The organism is Paraburkholderia sp. A1BS-2L, from assembly GCF_051125205.1.
In the GTDB taxonomy this organism is placed as follows: Bacteria; Pseudomonadota; Gammaproteobacteria; order Burkholderiales; family Burkholderiaceae; genus Paraburkholderia.
Map to the genome: position 1 here is coordinate 1,509,188 of NZ_CP120429.1, position 16,199 is coordinate 1,525,386.

Consider the following 16,199-nt stretch of genomic DNA (forward strand, 5'->3'; position numbering starts at 1 on the left):
AAGGTTTGCAATTAGATCGACGCCCTCGCTGCGCGCCCATCCGAGCGTCGTGTTCAGCGCGCCTTCGGCTCCGCCAGTATGTGCGGCTTCCGATATTCGGCAGGGCGCCGCCCGGTCCACTTGCGGAACGCGCGATGGAATGCGCTCGGCTCGGCGAAGCCCACAGCGGCCGCGACGTCGGCGACCGAGCGCGCGGGGTCGCGCAATGCCTCGAGCGCGAGGTCGCGGCGCAGTTCGTCCTTGATCGACTGGCAACTGTGGCCTTCCTGGTGCAGGCGCCGGCGCAAGGTCGCGGGCGCGACGTTCAGGCGCTGTGCGAGGGTGTCGGCGTCGGGCCACGCGTGAGCCGGCAGGGCGCGTAGCGCGCGCCGCACACGCGCCGCGAACGAGGCCGGATTGCGGTACTTCACGACGAAATTGCCGGGCGCGTTGCGCAGGAAAGCGCGCGCCGAGGCAGCGCTCTGAATCACGGGCAGGTCGAGGAACGCGGGTGCGAGGTCGAACCACGAATCGGGCTGGTCGAAGGCCATGTCCTCGCAGATCATCAGTTGGTACTCGCGCGCGTCGGGCGGCGCAGCGCAGCGAAAGCGCGCCGCAAGCACCGGAATGCGCCGCCCCACGAGCCAGCACAGCAAGCCGTAGACGAGGATGAACCAGGTGGCGTAGGCGAACATCGCCGGCACGGGCGTGCCCGCGCGCTGGCGGAACGCGATGCGCACGCGCGTGGCGTCGATATCGACTTCGCCGGTCAGGTCGTCGAGCACGAGGCGCATGAAGTGCACGCTGCGCTGCAGCGCCTGGCGGCCCGTCTGCGCGCCCAGCGCCGCGTGCGTCATGGCGATGAAGCTGCCGCTCTTCATGGCATGCGAGTCCTGGCCGAGGAATTCGTCGTCGAGCGTGCGCGCGATGCCGGACCACAGCGCGCCGTACTGCGCGGCGCTCACGCGCACGTGCGGCGCATCGAGCGCGCTCGCCGCGATGCCTGCCGCCTCGACGACGGGCGCTACGTCGAACCCGCGCACGCGCGCGCGCGCCACCGTCTCACGCACGAGGCTTATCGCGATCGTGCCTTTTTCGCTCACTTTGCTGGTTTGCCCTGGCTGCAAGGATTGGCCTCCGGTGCGGTTATCGAAGACATTATGGCAAATTCGCTCATTGACTTTGATCGTGGCGGGCATCGAATGGGGGCGCGCGGATGCCTAAACTTTTCATGGGCCTTGCGGCGGCGGCTGCACGGCGCGACAGTGGATGCACCCAACGCGCGTCTCGCGGCGCGAGCGCGCAGCGAAGGAGACAGAGATGGACGAGTTCTATACCGACGACCAGCGCATGATCCGCGACGCCGCGCGCGACTTCGCGAGCGAGCGCCTCGCGCCCAACGCGGCGCAATGGGACCGCGACGGCAAGCTGCCCGATGAGGTCGTCAAGCAACTGGGCGAACTGGGCTTTCTCGGCATGATCGTGCCGCAGGAACAGGGCGGCTCTTATACCGACTACGTGGCTTACGCGCTCGCGATGGAGGAGATTGCCGCGGGCTGTGCGTCGTGCGCGACGCTCGTGAGCGTGCACAACTCGGTGGGCTGCGGGCCGATCCTTCAGTACGGCAATGCGGAGCAGAAGGACCGCTGGCTCACGAAGCTCGCGAGCGGCGAGTTGATCGGCGCGTTCTGCCTGACCGAGCCGCAGGCCGGCTCCGAGGCCAACAATCTGCGCACGCGCGCCGAGCTGCGCGACGGCAAGTGGGTGCTCAACGGCAACAAGCAGTTCGTGACGAACGGTTCGCGCGCGAAGCTGGCGATCGTGTTCGCGGTGACCGATCCCGATGCGGGCAAGCGCGGCATCTCGGCCTTCGTCGTGCCCACCGATACGCCGGGCTTTAACGTGGGGCCGCACGAGAAAAAGATGGGCATTCGCGCCTCGGACACCTGCCCGATTTCGCTCGTCGATTGCGCGGTTCCCGAGGCGAACCTGCTTGGCCAGCGCGGCGAGGGCCTCAAGATCGCGCTGTCGAATCTCGAAGGCGGGCGCATTGGCATTGCGGCGCAGGCGCTCGGCATCGCGCGCGCAGCCTTCGACGCGGCGCGCGCCTATGCGCACGAGCGCGTGCAATTCGGCGAGCCGCTGATCCGGCATCAGAGCGTGGCGAACATGCTCGCCGACATGCAAACGCGCATCAACGCCGCGCGCCATCTCGTGCATCATGCGGCGAAGCTGCGCACGCTCGGCAAGCCCTGTCTTTCCGAGGCCTCGCAGGCCAAGCTCTATGCGTCGGAAATGGCCGAGGAAGTGTGCTCGCACGCGATCCAGATTCACGGCGGGTATGGCTTTCTGAACGATTACCCGGTGGAGCGCCACTACCGCGACGCGCGCATCACGCAGATCTACGAAGGCACGAGCGAGGTGCAGCGCATGGTGATCGCGCGTGAGCTATAAGAAAGGATGGCGAAGTAATTGATGCACCGATAAAAAAGCGCACATGCGCCGCGATTCAATCAGGAGACGACGATGACCGGGTTCACCCCTTCCGCGCAGGCCTTCATCGACGCACGCGAGCTGCTGCTGCGTCACCGCACCGACTACGCGCGTGCGTATGAAGCGTTCGCGTGGCCGCAGCTCGACACCTTCAACTGGGCGCTCGACTACTTCGACGTGATGGCGCGCGGCAACGACAACCCGGCGCTCTGGATCGTCGACGATCTCGCGAAAGGCGGCACGCGCTATTCGTTCGCGCAGATGTCCGAGCGTTCCTCGCGCATGGCAAATTTCCTTCGCGAAAACGGCGTGGGCCGCGGCGATCGACTCCTCTTGATGTTGCCCAACCGTGTCGAGTTGTGGGACGTGATGCTGGCGGCGATGAAGCTGGGCGCGGTAGTGCTGCCCGCCACCACGCAGCTTGCCCCCGACGACGTGCGCGAGCGCGTGGAGGCCGGCGGCGCGCGCTTCGTGGTGGTCGATGCAGCCGAGCTCGCGAAATTCGATGCGCTCGACGCGAGCGTGAAGCGCATCGCGGTGGGCGGGGCGCGAGACGGCTGGATCGATCTCTCGCGCGCCTGTGAAGCGAGCGCCGCGTTCGAGCCCGATGGCCCGACGCGCGCAAGCGACCCGATGCTGCTCTATTTCACCTCGGGCACCACCTCGAAGCCGAAACTCGTCGAGCACACGCATCAGAGCTATCCCGTTGGGCACCTCTCCACGATGTACTGGATCGGCCTCATGCCCGGCGACGTGCACTGGAACATCAGCTCGCCGGGTTGGGCCAAGCACGCGTGGAGCTGCTTCTTCGCGCCGTGGAATGCGCAGGCCTGCGTGTTCGTCTACAACTACGCGCGCTTCGTGCCGAAAGACGTACTCGGTGTGCTCGTGCAATGCGGCGTGACCACGCTGTGCGCGCCCCCCACGGTGTGGCGCATGCTCGTGCAGGAACCGCTCGCGAGCTACGCAGTGAAGCTGCGCGAGATCGTGGGTGCGGGCGAGCCGCTCAATCCCGAGATCATCGAGCGCGTGCGCCACGCGTGGGGCATCACGATCCGCGACGGCTATGGCCAGACCGAGACCACCTGCCAGATCGGCAACTCGCCGGGCCAGCCCGTGGTGGCGGGCTCGATGGGCAGGCCGCTGCCGGGCTACCGTGTCGAGCTCGTCGATCCCGACGATCAGCCCGTGAGCGAAGGCGAAATTGCCTTGACGCTCGGGGCCGATCCGGCTCAACGCCCGCTCGGCCTGATGACCGGCTACGCGAACAACGCGAAGGCCACCGAGCAGGCGATGCGCAACGGCTACTACCACACGTCCGACGTGGCGATGCGCCGCGACGACGGCTACTTCGTCTACGTGGGCCGCGCCGACGACGTATTCAAGTCATCCGATTACCGCCTGAGCCCGTTCGAACTGGAGAGCGTGCTGATCGAGCACGAGGCGATTGCCGAGGCGGCCGTGGTGCCGAGCCCCGACCCGTTGCGGCTTTCGGTGCCCAAGGCGTTCGTGATCGTGCGCCAGGGCTACGAGGCGGGACCCGATCTCGCGCGCGAGGTGTTCCGCTTCTCGCGCGAAAAGCTCGCGCCGTACAAGCGCATTCGCCGGCTTCAGTTCAGCGACTTGCCGAAGACGATCTCGGGCAAGATCCGTCGCGTCGAGCTGCGCCGCCGCGAAATGGAGCGCACGGATGAACCCGCGCGCCAGCCCGATGAATACTGGGAAGAGGATTTCCCCGAGTTGCGATGAAAACAGAGTGGAATCCGAAATGATCGAATTCGAGTACATGTGTGACGACACGGTGGCGCTCATCACGCTGGCGAGAGCGCCCGCGAACGCCTTTACCGTCGATGGCCTGTGCCAGCTTCAAGAGGTGATCGAGGCGTTCAACCGCGAGGCGAAAGTTCGCGCCATCGTCATCACCGGCAACGGCACGAAGTTCTTCAGCGCGGGCGCGGACCTGAACGCGTTCGCCACGGGCGATCGCGAAGTCGCGCGCACGGCAGCCTCGGCATTCGGCGCCGCATTCGAGGCGCTGCAGAACGCACGGCCCGTGGTGATTGCAGCGATCAACGGCTACGCGATGGGCGGCGGGCTCGAATGTGCGCTCGCTTGCGATATCCGCATCGCCGAGGAGCATGCGCAACTCGCGCTGCCCGAACCCGCCGTGGGCCTGCTACCGTGCGGTTGCGGTACGCAGACGCTGCCCTGGCTCGTGGGCGAGGGCTGGGCCAAGCGCATCGTCCTGACCGGCGAGCGCGTGGATGCCGCCACGGCGCTGCGCATCGGCCTCGTGGAGGAAGTGGTGCCGCAGGGCGGTGCGCGCGACGTCGCGCTCGCCATGGCCGCGCGCGTGGCGTCGCTGAGCCCGCAGGCCGTGTCGTTCAGCAAGTCGCTCATTCACCAGGCGCGCAACGGCGTGCCGCGTGGCGCGGCGCTCGCCGTGGAGCGGGAGCGCTTCATCGACCTGTTCGATTCGCCCAACCAGCGCGAAGGTGTTAACGCCTTCCTCGAGAAGCGCAAGCCGCAATGGCAAATTGATACGGAGAATTAAGCAATGAATGCAACACCCGCTTCCGCTCAAACAGCATCGGAGGCCGGCCCGGACGTGCTGTTCCGCGTGGTCAACCGCGTCGCGATTATCACGCTGAATCGTCCCGCCGCGCTCAACGCGCTCTCGCATGCGATGGTGCGCGAGATTGCGGTGCTGCTCGAACGCGTGCGCCATGACAACTCGATCGTCGCGCTCGTGCTCGAAGGTGCGGGTCCGAAGGGCTTTTGCGCGGGCGGCGACGTGCGCGCGATCGATAGTCTCGCGCGCGCGGGCAAGCGGCTCGGCGACGATGGCTGGCAGCAGTTCTTCGTCGACGAATATCGGCTCGATTTCGCGCTGCATACGTTCGACAAGCCGCTCGTCGCGCTGCTCGACGGCGTAACGATGGGCGGCGGCATGGGCCTCGGCCAGGCGGCGGCACTACGCGTGGCCACCACGCGCACGAAGATCGCGATGCCGGAAACACGCATCGGCATGTTGCCCGACGTGGGCGCCACGCATTTTCTCGCGAAGATGCCGGTGGAGACCGAGCTGTATGTGGGGCTGACCGGCGTGCTGCTCACGGGCGCCGACGCGCTCCACTGCCACCTCGCTGATATTTGCGTGCCGGGCGAATGGCTCGACGGTTACGAGGCGCGCCTCGCGCAAGCGAGCATGGATGGGGACGTGCTCGCGGCGCTGCGCGCGGTGTTCGACATGGCGCCCGATGCGCCGGGTGCATCAGGGGTATCAAGTGAATCAAGCGCACCGGCAAGCGCATTGGCTGCGCGCGCACCGCTGATCGCGCGGCACTTCGTGCGCCGTGCGCGCGTCGAGCAGATCGTCGATACGTTGCGCGCCGATCTCGAGCACGAGCAGCCCGAGGACGTGCGGGCATGGCTTGCGGCCACGCTCGAAGCGCTCACGCATTACTCGCCGACCATGCTCGAAGTCACGCGCGAGGCGCTGCTGCGCGGCCGCCAGATGACGCTGGCGGAGAGCTTTCGCATGGAGCTCGGGATCGTTGTGCGCGCAATCGAAGAGGGCGACGTCTGCGAAGGCGTGCGCGCGCATCTCGTCGACAAGGACCGCAAGCCGCGCTGGGCGCCCGCGACGCTCGCCGAACTGCGCGACGAGCGTGTGCAGCATTTCCTGTGCTCGCCGTGGCGCGAGGAGACGCATCCGCTCGCCGCTCTGGGTGCCTGATGCGCGCCGCGCGATGGATCTGCGCGGCGTCTCCATCGGCCCCATAAGCCCCCCATAGACCCGCACGAAGAAATAAAAATGCCCGCCGTGCGCGAAGCAGGGCGGGCAGGGCTTGCAACTGCAAGCGCGCCGGTGCGCTTTACAGATAGCTGCAGCAGTAGTCGAGCGTCTCGATCACGTCGATGTCGAAGCGGCTCTTGCCCGGCACCGAGAACGACTCGCCTGCGCCGTAGGTCTTCCACTCGTCGCTGCCGTCGAGACGGATGCGGCACTTGCCGCCTTGCACTTCCATGAGTTCGGGGGCGTCGGTGCCAAAGTTCAGCTGGCCTGGCAGGATCACGCCGAGCGTCTTGCGCGTGCCGTCGGCGAACAGCACGGTGTGCGAGACGCACTTGCCGTCGAAATAGACGTTGGCCTTGCGGACCACGGAAACCTGGTCGAATTGTGTTGCAGCCGTCATGGCGGTCTTCCTCTGAGTCTTCGTGAAATGGATGCGTTGGCGCGTGGCGGGCGCGGTTCTGCGCGCACGCAGCGGGACCGACATCATACCGGCACTCGCCGCGCGCTTTCAGCGAAATCCCGCGAAATCCCCCGTGAAATGCGCCGTGTGTGTTTACACCTCGCTGATGATTTATTACAATCGATTTAGTAAATGAAAATCATACGCATTCGCAAGTGAGGCTCAACACAGGATTCCTTTGACGCGGGCGGCCCGTGACGCCCGGCTCAAGACGTCTCCGCCTTCGATCCACGGGCGGCACGCCGGTGCCCACCGATCGTGGCCAGTCAGCCACGAGCAGGACCGCTACGAGGGCTATCTCGTGACCGATTCGAAGGGCAACAACATCCGCTCGGGCGGGCCGTGCTCGGTGGCCTACAACTGCACGCCGCTCGCGTACTGGCACCCGAACAACCCGTTGACCGGCAGCGTGCTGCTCAACGGCGACAAGAGCTTCCCGGGGCCGACCACGAACCCGCAGACCAACATCGCTTCGGCCTACCTGTTCGATAGCGTGCAGCTTTCGGAGCGCTGGATCTTCAACGCGGGCCTGCGCTTCGACCGCTATGACGTCACGGCGCAGCAGGCGGGTGTGCCCGATCTGTCGAACACCTCGAATCTCTTCAGCTACCAGTTCGGCCTCGTGCTCAAGCCGGTGCGCACGGTGAGCCTGTACGCGTCGTACGGCACGTCGGCGAGTCCGCCGGGCGCGAATTCGGGCCTCGGCGGCGGCACCGACCAGATCACGGCGACCAACCAGGACCTCGCGCCCGAGCGCGCGCAATATCGAATTGGGCGCGAAGTGGGATGTGCTCCACGAACGTCTTTCGCTCACCACCGCGCTGTTCCAGACCGACAAGACCAATGCGCGCGTGAGCGATGGCCTGGGTGGCACCATCAACGCGGGCTCGCAGCGCCTGCGCGGCTTCGAGTTCGGCTTCGCGGGCAACGTGACGAACAAGTGGGCCATGTTCGGCGGCTATTCGTATCTCGATGCGATCACGACCAACGCAGGCCCGACCAGCCCGCAGAATTCGGGCTTGCCGATGGTGATGGTGCCCAGGCACAACTTCACGCTGTGGACCAGCTATGACGTGATGCCCAAGCTCACGCTGGGCGCCGGCGCAACCGTATCGAGCGAGACATATGCGTCGGTCACGTCGACCACGCGCAAGTGGATTCCGGGCTACGCGCGCTTCGACGCCTCGGTGCCGTGGCGCGTGACGAAGTCGGTGGACTTGCAGCTGAACCTGAACAATCTCTTCGACAAGAAGTATTACCAGAGCGCGTATCCGATCTACGCAACCTGGGTGCCGGGCCGCTCGGCGATGGTCACGCTGAATTTTTGTCAGTGAGGCTTTGAGCCGGGGATGTAAACGAGGCAGGGGGCGCCTGAAGTACAACGGGCGCCCCCTGCGTTTTCTTGCACGCGCGCCATGCAGGCGCGCCCCGATGTTCGCTTACTCTCCCGCAACCGTGACCGAAGCCTCGGACGTGAGCATCATGAACGTGAAGCTCTCCTGCAGATAGAGGCGCACGGTGTTCTCGTCGTGCGACGCATAGCCGATCGAAACGTCCTGGCCCAGGTGCAGCGCGAAGTCGCCGCCGCGCGTCGTGAGGATGCTGCCGCCTTCGAGCGCCGGCGCCCAGATGATCTCGCCTTTCACGAGGCGGCGGATGTGCTCGAGAATCGGGTAGCCCGAATCGCTCGCCTCGCTCACGGCCGTGTAGGCGTCGGAGCCGAGCAGCACCGCGTACGGGCCGTCCACGCCTTGCAGGCGCAACTGCTCGAGCGCTCTCGCGATCACGACCGGATAATCGGCAACGTCGGCCGGCATCTGCAAGATCGGGTTCGAGGTGCCTTCGCGGATGCCCGTGATCTGCGCCGCCTTGTAGCCGTCGAAAATCGCGCGATCTTCGGCGAACGCGAGACGCGTGGCCGCGTCCTTGGCCGGCTGCCAGTCGGAATCCTGCGCGCCGCGCTCGACATCGTCGATGGCTTCGCGCGACAGTTCGAACGGCACGCGCAGCTCGACCAGCGCCTTCACCTCGCGCTGGCGCGCGCGGATGCCTTCGAGCGGCGATTCGATGCCGCTCTGGTGACCGGTGCCGACGCCGGCGAGATCCACGCCGCCGGGGCCGTTCACGTCGACGACGCGGCGGCCCGCGAGCGAGCGCTTGAAGGTGCGCGCGACTTCTTCTTCGATTTGCGACCATGCGGCCGCGGAAATGGGCGCCAGCTCGCGATGGAGATTATTCATGCCGGGGTGCTCCTTTGAGAGATCCAATGGCGAGCGAGCCGTCCGCGCAGGCCGCGGCGGCGGGCTCGAATGAGGGTTGGTCTTCCAGGCTCGTGCTCACTGCGCCGGCCAGGCTCGGCTCGCGCTCGGCGAGCGCTTCGAGCAGCGGCTGCGAAGGCACGAAGAACAGGCTGCCCGTGACCGCGCGGCTGAAATCGAGCAGACGGTCGTAATTGCCGGGCGGCTTGCCGACGAACATGTTTTCCAGCATCTGCTCGATGGGCGCGGGCGAGCGCGCATAGCCGATGAAGTAGGTGCCGAATTCGCCCGAGCCCGGCCGGCCGAACGGCATGTTGTCGCGCACGATCTTGACTTCGTCGCCGTTGGCGTCGGTGAGCGTGGTGAGCGAGCTATGCGAGCAACTCGGCTTCACGTCTGCGTCGAGCTCGATGTCCTGGAGCTTGGTGCGCCCGATGATGCGCTCCTGCGCCTCCACGGTCAGCGCATTCCAGCCTTTCATGTCGTGCAGGTACTTCTGCACCAGCACGTAGCTGCCGCCCGCGAACTCGGCGTCTTCATCCGCGCCGATCACCGTGAAGTGCTCGGCTTCGTTGCCGGTGGGGTTCTCGGTGCCGTCGACGAAGCCGATCATCGCGCGCATGTCGAAATTGCGGAAGCCGTGTACTTCGTCCACGGTCGTGACCGCGCCTTCGAGGCGGTTCATCAGTTGCGTGGCCAGCTCGAAGCACAGGTCGGTCTGGTCCGCGCGGATGTGCAGCAGCAGGTCGCCGGGCGTGGCCGCGGCCACGCGCTCGCCCGAGCCGAATTCGCGGAACGGATGGAGCTCGGCGGGGCGCGGGTCGCCGAACAGGCGATCCCATGCATCAGACGAAAAGCCCACCACGCACGAGAGATTGCCGCCCGGCACGCGCTTGCCGACTGCGCGCGCGAGGTTGGCGACGTCGGCGCACCAGGCGCGCACGGTAGCGCGGCTCGCGGCGTCTTCGTTGACGGTCGCGACGATGAAGATCGCGTTGCGGGTGACGGTGGTGGAGACAGGCTGGGGATCGGGCGTTGAATTGGGCTGCGTCATGGTGTGGGCGGGTCGCTGGACTGGGTTCTGCGTCGGGGGCGGCTTGTGGTTGGTTTGTGGTTGGTGGTTGGTTGGCTTGCGGCGGTTCCGGGCACGGGCGTGGCGCAGGCGCGCCGGCTGCCCGCATAGTGTAGCCAAACTCGCGGAAACGGGCGGTTTGCAGGCGAGTGCCCTGACGTGCGACGATAGGCATCGTCACAGCGTTCGAGAGACAGACCATGTGGGATCACACCGAGCATGAAGGTTTCGAGATCTGGGTGCTGCCGATTCCGGCATTTGGGCCGCGCTCGCCCGAGCCGCTGTTTCACTACAGCGGCTACATCTGCCGCCATGGCGCGGACGCGCATGTGGAAGGGCGCAGCGTCCGCTTCCACGATCTGATGCGCAACCATGTCGGCGCCGACGCCGCGCTCGATGCGGCGTATGCCGATGCGCGTGAGCGCATCGATCGCTTTCACGCGACGGGAAGCTGGGGCGAAAGCCATTAGCCAGGGCGGCTAACGCGCGAGCATCGGCGGAGTCAGGACGGGTTCAATGCCCGCCTGAAACGATCAGCATCACGGAGCGGCCCTCGCAGCCCTCGCTGCCGGGCATGGTGATCGCGCGCCAGTTTGTCGGCTGGCCGGGTGCGGCCAGCTCAGGGCCGGCGCTGTCGTGGCTGCCGGCATAAGTCACCAGCATGTTGAACGGCCAGGACGCGCGCCGCAAGCGCTCGTGCACGAGCGAGCCCACCCAGATCGGCGTGGGCGCGGCGCCGTCCGCGGCTTGCGCCGGAGCCAGCGCATAGCCCGTGGGCCAGAAGCGCAGCACGTCGCGGCGGCTGCCCGGACGTGCGGGGTCATTGGGCAGATGCGCGCGCTCGAACACCAGCGGCGAGGGCATGCCGTTGTTCAGCTTCGGCAGCAGCGGCAGCGCAAGCGCGTCCACGTTCGGCGCGACCAGCGAGAGCACGCTCCTCAGCGAGAATTGCGCGCCCTCGCTCCAGCCGGCTTCGTGCAGCGCCACGCGCAGGTCGGCGGCGCTGGCGGCCCACTGGATCGTCATCGGTTCCCGACGCTCGCCTTTCATGTCGATGCGGTAGCACGCGAAGGTCCTCCAGAGCGAATCGGTCCACACGAGCTGCGTGATGGTTTGCGGCGGCGCTTCGGTACGCGAAGCTTGCGCCTCCGCGCGCTCCGCCGCGCCGCGCTGCAGTGCGAAAGCCAGCGCGAGCACGGCGAACACGACCGATGGCATGAAGTTGCGATTCGCTGGCCGCTGCGGATAGCGCCACAGCGAGAGCAGCACGACCATCCACACCCAGATCGAGGCGAAGGCCGCGCCGCCGATGGCATCGGAGAACAGGAAGCGGTCGAAATAGAGCCCCGCGAACGTCACCGCCACTACGATCGCATTGCCGAACATCGCGACCATGGCCGCCTGCACCACGTTCACGCGCCGCACGAGCAGGAACATCGCGAAGCCGTAGACGATCACCATCGAGGCCACGCGGTCGCTCGGGAACACATAGGCGCCCACATGCGCGGCGCCGGCCACGTCGTGGTGGATCGCCACGCGCAGCGCGACGATGAGCGCCTGCGAGACGCCTGCGGCGAGCGCCCAGTAGCCGATGGTGCGCCAGCGCCGCTCGAATGCGAGCCAGAGCGTGATGGTGGCCACGAGCGCCGCGAGCGTGTAGTTGCTGCCAAGCGTCTCGACGTGAATGAGGACATCGTCGGCCCAGGTGGTATGGATCGACTGGAGAAACTGGCGCACTGACTGGTCGATCTGCACGAGCGGGTCGCCGTTCAGCAGATCGCTGAGCACGTAAGAGAACACCGTCGCGCACAGTGGCACCAGCGCCGTGACGGCGATTAACGCGCCGAGCGCCGGCTCCCGCGGATCGAGCACCCGCGCAAGACGGCGCCCGGCCTGGCCCCGGTGGCCCGCCGCCCAGCGCGCCACGGCACGGCGCGACGCGCTGGCCCAGGCGTCCAGATGGCCGAGCGTAATCCGCGTGATGCTCCACACCAGCCAGCCCGCGAATACGATGATCGCGAGCGCGACCACGAGCCGGAACGACACGGCGCCCGCGAGTTGCAGCGATGCGCCGAACACCACGCCCGGCAAGATGTGCGCGGGCGCCCAGACGAGCGCCGAGATCACGTTCATCACGAAGAAGCGCATCGGCGACATCTCCGCCATGCCCGCGACGACCGGCACCACGGCGCGCATCGGCGCGACAAAGCGCGCGAGAATCACGCTGCGCGTGCCGTGGCTCTGGAAGTAGACCTGCGCTTTCTCGAGGATCACGGGGTAGCGGCTGAACGGCCAGACTTGGGCGATCGAGCCGCGATAGCGGCGGCCGAGCCAGAAGCTCAGCGCGTCGCCGGCTACGGCGCCCGCGATGGCCCAGGCGAACAGCCAGCCCAGATTGAGCGCGCCGGTGCCGGCGAAGGCGCCCGCGATGAACATGGCCGTGCTGCCCGGGAAAAACGTGCCGACCAGCGCGAGCGATTCGGCGAAGGCCGCGAAGGCCACGAACGCGAGCGTCCAGCCCGGATAGGCGGCAAGCAGGTGCAGCAACTGGACGTAGGCGTGCTCCATCGGAAAGGCGACTGGGTGCTGGCGGGGCGGCGGTTGATCGGCAAAGGGCAACGGGCAGGGGCTGCACGCGGCGCCCCATGCGCAATATAACCGGCTGCGCAAATGCGCGCGTGGAGCGGGGGCGGCCGGGTGCCGGTTGCCTCGCCAAAAGCACTGCGCCCCGCAGCGTGCTTGACGCTGCGGGGCGCGATGGTATGCAAAGCGGCGCTGATGCTCCGTCGCGGCTTCTCAGTCGCTTCTCAGTGCCTCAATGCTCCACGGCCTCCATCGGCAGAAGCCCGGTCTGCCCATAGAACTCCTGCGCGGCGAACGCCTCGCGCTCCTTGCGCGCGCGTGCGCTGGTGTCGAGCCGGGATACCGCCCAGATGCCGACGAACGCGAGCGGCACGGAGACCAGCGCCGGATTGTCGAGGAACACGGGGGCATGCGCATGATGGAGCACGTCCACCCAGACCGACTTCGAGAACACCGTGAGCAGCACCGAGGAAACGAGCCCGAGCACCCCGCCGGCCACCGCGCCGCGCGTGGTCATGCCGCTCCAGAAGATCGACATCACGAGCACCGGGAAATTGGCGCTGGCCGCAACGGCTGCGACGAGCCCCACGAGAAATGCCACGTTGGCATGCTCGAACAGGATGCCGAGGCCGATCGCCACCGCGCTGAGCACGAGCGTCGCCACGCGCGAGATGCGCATCTCGCGCTGCTCGTTCTTGCGCCCGCGCGCAAGCCAGCTTGCGTAGAGATCGTGCGAGACCGTGGTGGCGCCCGAGAGCGTGAGGCCAGCGACAACGGCGAGGATTGTCGCGAACGTGACCGCCGCGATGAAGCCGTAGAAGAGATTGCCGCCCACCGCCTGGGCGAGCTTCACGGCCACCATGTTCGAACCGCCGAGCAGGTCGGTCGTGAGATTGAAGTGGCCTGCCGCGTCGACGCGGAAGAACTCCGGATGCTGCGCGAGCAGCGCGATCGCCGAGAAGCCGATCACGAAGGTGAGCAAATAGAAGTAGCCGATGAACCCCGTCGCGTAGAACACCGACTTGCGCGCTTCCTTGGCGTTGGGCACCGTGAAGAAGCGCATCAGGATGTGCGGAAAGCCGGCCGTGCCGAACATCAGCGCGATGCCGAGCGAGAGCGCGTTGAGCGGATCGCGGATCAGCTTGCCCGGTGCCATGATGGAGAGCGCGCCCGGGTGCACGTTGACGGCCTCGCGGAACATCTCGTTCGGGCTGAAGCCGAAGTGCGCGAGCGCGAGCACGGCCATGAAGGTCGCGCCGCACAGCAGCAGCCCCGCTTTGATGAGCTGCACCCACGTGGTGGCCTTCATGCCGCCGAAGAACACGTAGATCACCATCAGCGCGCCCACGACGATCTCGGCAATCCAGTACGGCAGGCCGAACAGCAATTCGATCAGCTTGCCCGCGCCCACCATCTGCACAACCAGGTAAAAGATCACGACCATCAGCGCATTGGCCGAGGTCATCAGGCGGATCGGGCCTTGCTCGAAGCGATACGCAATGACATCGGCGAACGTGAACTTGCCGAGGTTGCGCAGCGGCTCGGCGATCAGGAACATCACGAACGGCCAGCCGACCAGAAATCCGATCGAGTAGATGAGGCCGTCGAAGCCGAACATGAACACCATGCCCGAGAGACCGAGGAACGAGGCCGCCGACATGTAGTCGCCCGCAATCGCGAGACCGTTCTGCAAGCCGCTGATGCCGCCGCCGCCCGTGTAGAAGTCGCGCGCGGTGCGCGTGCGGCGCGCGGCCCATTGGGTGATGCCTAGCGTCACGAGCACGAACAGCAGAAACATGCCGATGGCGACGGGGTTGTGCTGCGGCTTGGACATGGGCGCGGCCGCGCCGCCCGGCATATTGGCAAGAGCGAGGCTGCTGGCGGTGGCGAGTGCGAATGCGCAGAAAAGGCGAAGGGACTTCATGCCTGCACCTCGCCCTGGAACTTCGCGACGAGCGCGCGCATGGCGGGATCGAAGCGGTGGTTGGCGCGCAGCACATAGAGGCCGGTGAGCGTGATGGCGCCGGCGATGATAGCCACGCCCACGACAATGCCGACGCTGATGGTGGCGCCCGCATAGAGCGGCTGCGCGAGCCGGTGCGGCGCGAGCGCGACGATCAGGATGAAGCCGTAGTAGAGGGCGATCATGAGCGCGGTGAGCGTGAAGCTGAAGCGCCGGCGCACGGCAACGAGCTGCCGGTATTCTGGGTGTGCCTTGATCGTGTCGATCGCTGGGGTCGTCATGGTGTCTCCTGTGTCTCTTGTGTTTTTATGTCGAGTGTCTCGATCAAATCACGCCTTTGCTCTTCAGCTCGGCGATTCTTTCCGCCGAATATCCAAGCGTCTCCTCCAGCACGTCGCGCGTGCCTTCGCCGAGTTGCGGCGGTGCGCGGCGCACGGGCATGCGTTCGCCGTCGAAGCGCCACGGCGGCGCGAGCACCGGCGTCGTGCCGCTTGCCGTGTGCGGATGCGGCTGCTGCGTGACGAGCCCGCCCTGCATGGCGCGTGGCGAGAGCAGCGCTTCGCGCAGGCCCGCCACCTCGCCGCATGGAATGCCGGCGTTGGCGAGACGCTCGAGCAACAGCTTGCGCGGGCGGCTGCCCAGTTCGCGCGTGAGTTCGGGCACGAGCGTCTCGCGGTTCTGCCCGCGCAGGATGTTGGTCTTGTAGCGCGCGTCGTCGGCGAGGTCGTCGCGCTCGATCACCTCGCGGCAGAAGCGCTCGAACTGCGCGTTGTTGCCCACGGTGATGACGAGCGGACCATCGGCGGCGTCGAACACGCCATAAGGCACGATGGACGGATGCGCATTGCCGTAGCGCGGCGGGTCTTCGCCCAGCAGCAGCGCTTCGAGCCCGTAGTAAGCGGTGATCATGAGGCCGCAGTCGAACAGCGCCATTTCGATGTGGCGCCCGTGCCCGGTGCGCTCGCGCTCGTACAGTGCGGCGAGCATCGCCTGCGCCGAGTACATGCCCGTGAACAGATCGACGGCGGCAACGCCGAACTTGAGCGGCGGCTGATGCGCTTCGCCATTCAGCGCCATCAGGCCCGCTTCGCCCTGCACGACGAGGTCGTAGCCGGGACGCTTCGCCTCGGGCCCGGTGCTGTCGTAGCCGGTGATCGAGCAATAGATGAGGCGCGGGTTCTCCGCGCTCAGCGCCTCATAGCCGAGGCCCAGCTTCGCCGCGCCGCCCGACTTGAAATTCTGGATGAAGATGTCGCTGGTCTTCGCGAGCTCGCGCGCGATCTGCTGGCCCTCCGGCGTTTGCAGATCGAGCGTGATCGAACGCTTGTTGCGGTTCACGCTATTGAAGTAGGCCGTCTCGGTCTTGCCGACGCGCACGCCCCAGTCGCGCGTGTCGTCGCCGCGGCCGGGATGCTCGACCTTGATGACCTCGGCCCCCAGGTCGCCGAGCACCATCGCGCTCCACGGTCCGGCCAGCACGCGCGAAAGATCGAGGATGCGTACGCCTGCGAGCGGCAGGCTTTTGTTGTCGGTCTGCATCAGCAGGCACTCCTGGTTCGTTGTGAATGAAAGGCCGCGCCGCGCATGTCCGC

The 16,199-nt window shown here is 66.7% G+C and carries 13 protein-coding genes and 1 pseudogene; 6 read left to right on the plus strand and 8 right to left on the minus strand.

The genetic code is table 11. The annotated features are described in order from the left end of the window. Positions 1-53: 53 nt before the first annotated feature. Positions 54-1,178, minus strand: coding sequence for an AraC family transcriptional regulator (locus P5W98_RS21585; RefSeq protein WP_421026062.1), 1,125 nt, complete (start codon positions 1,176-1,178; stop codon positions 54-56). 121 nt (positions 1,179-1,299) lie between these two features. Between P5W98_RS21585 and P5W98_RS21590 the strand changes: the two genes are divergently transcribed. The 4 genes from P5W98_RS21590 to P5W98_RS21605 all read left to right on the plus strand — a co-directional run bounded on the left by P5W98_RS21590 (position 1,300) and on the right by P5W98_RS21605 (position 6,211). Next, positions 1,300-2,433 carry an acyl-CoA dehydrogenase family protein gene (locus tag P5W98_RS21590; protein ID WP_421026061.1) on the plus strand — a complete coding sequence of 378 codons (1,134 nt, stop codon included), beginning with the start codon at positions 1,300-1,302 and terminating at the stop codon, positions 2,431-2,433. A gap of 72 nt (positions 2,434-2,505) precedes the next feature. After that, positions 2,506-4,221, plus strand: coding sequence for an AMP-binding protein (locus tag P5W98_RS21595; RefSeq protein ID WP_421026060.1), 1,716 nt, complete (start codon positions 2,506-2,508; stop codon positions 4,219-4,221). Positions 4,222-4,240: 19 nt separating this feature from the next. Next, positions 4,241-5,026 carry an enoyl-CoA hydratase gene (locus tag P5W98_RS21600; protein WP_421026059.1) on the plus strand — a complete coding sequence of 262 codons (786 nt, stop codon included), beginning with the start codon at positions 4,241-4,243 and terminating at the stop codon, positions 5,024-5,026. Between the two features lie 3 nt (positions 5,027-5,029). Then, entirely contained in the window at positions 5,030-6,211 is a 1,182-nt protein-coding gene (locus tag P5W98_RS21605) for an enoyl-CoA hydratase/isomerase family protein (RefSeq protein WP_421026058.1), read from the plus strand. Between the two features lie 139 nt (positions 6,212-6,350). On the opposite strand, the gene P5W98_RS21610 is transcribed toward P5W98_RS21605, so the two are convergent. Beyond that, positions 6,351-6,671 carry a pyrimidine/purine nucleoside phosphorylase gene (locus tag P5W98_RS21610; protein ID WP_421026057.1) on the minus strand — a complete coding sequence of 107 codons (321 nt, stop codon included), beginning with the start codon at positions 6,669-6,671 and terminating at the stop codon, positions 6,351-6,353. A 328-nt stretch (positions 6,672-6,999) separates the two neighbouring features. On the opposite strand from P5W98_RS21610, the pseudogene P5W98_RS21615 reads away from it, so the two are divergent. After that, positions 7,000-8,065 (plus strand): annotated as a pseudogene (locus P5W98_RS21615) (TonB-dependent receptor); the annotation flags it as partial. Between the two features lie 105 nt (positions 8,066-8,170). Here P5W98_RS21615 and P5W98_RS21620 read toward each other — a convergent pair. Both P5W98_RS21620 and P5W98_RS21625 read right to left on the minus strand, forming a co-directional pair. After that, positions 8,171-8,971: a family 1 encapsulin nanocompartment shell protein gene (locus tag P5W98_RS21620; protein ID WP_421026056.1), complete on the minus strand. Its 801-nt coding sequence runs from the start codon at positions 8,969-8,971 to the stop codon at positions 8,171-8,173. Further along, on the minus strand, positions 8,964-10,043 hold the full coding sequence (locus P5W98_RS21625) for a Dyp-type peroxidase (RefSeq protein WP_421026055.1): 1,080 nt from the start codon (positions 10,041-10,043) through the stop codon (positions 8,964-8,966). The genes P5W98_RS21620 and P5W98_RS21625 overlap by 8 nt, the downstream gene beginning before the upstream one ends. Positions 10,044-10,261: 218 nt before the next feature. Here P5W98_RS21625 and P5W98_RS21630 point away from each other — a divergent pair, with 218 nt between their 5' ends. Then, complete coding sequence (locus tag P5W98_RS21630; RefSeq protein ID WP_421026054.1) at positions 10,262-10,531, plus strand: hypothetical protein; 270 nt, start codon at positions 10,262-10,264, stop codon at positions 10,529-10,531. A gap of 43 nt (positions 10,532-10,574) precedes the next feature. Here the strand turns inward: P5W98_RS21630 and P5W98_RS21635 are convergent, their stop codons facing one another. The 4 genes from P5W98_RS21635 to P5W98_RS21650 all read right to left on the minus strand — a co-directional run bounded on the left by P5W98_RS21635 (position 10,575) and on the right by P5W98_RS21650 (position 16,146). Further along, the gene (locus P5W98_RS21635) at positions 10,575-12,629 is read right to left on the minus strand and encodes a VTT domain-containing protein (protein ID WP_421026053.1); all 2,055 of its coding nucleotides are present in this window, start codon (positions 12,627-12,629) and stop codon (positions 10,575-10,577) included. Between the two features lie 247 nt (positions 12,630-12,876). After that, the gene (locus P5W98_RS21640; protein ID WP_421026052.1) at positions 12,877-14,568 is read right to left on the minus strand and encodes a cation acetate symporter; all 1,692 of its coding nucleotides are present in this window, start codon (positions 14,566-14,568) and stop codon (positions 12,877-12,879) included. Continuing rightward, positions 14,565-14,888, minus strand: coding sequence for a DUF485 domain-containing protein (locus P5W98_RS21645; protein WP_421026051.1), 324 nt, complete (start codon positions 14,886-14,888; stop codon positions 14,565-14,567). Before P5W98_RS21645 ends, P5W98_RS21640 begins: the two co-directional genes overlap by 4 nt. Positions 14,889-14,931: 43 nt before the next feature. Beyond that, a complete protein-coding gene (locus P5W98_RS21650) occupies positions 14,932-16,146 on the minus strand; it encodes a CaiB/BaiF CoA transferase family protein (protein ID WP_421026050.1) in 1,215 nt (404 codons plus the stop codon). Between the last annotated feature and the right edge of the window lie 53 nt (positions 16,147-16,199).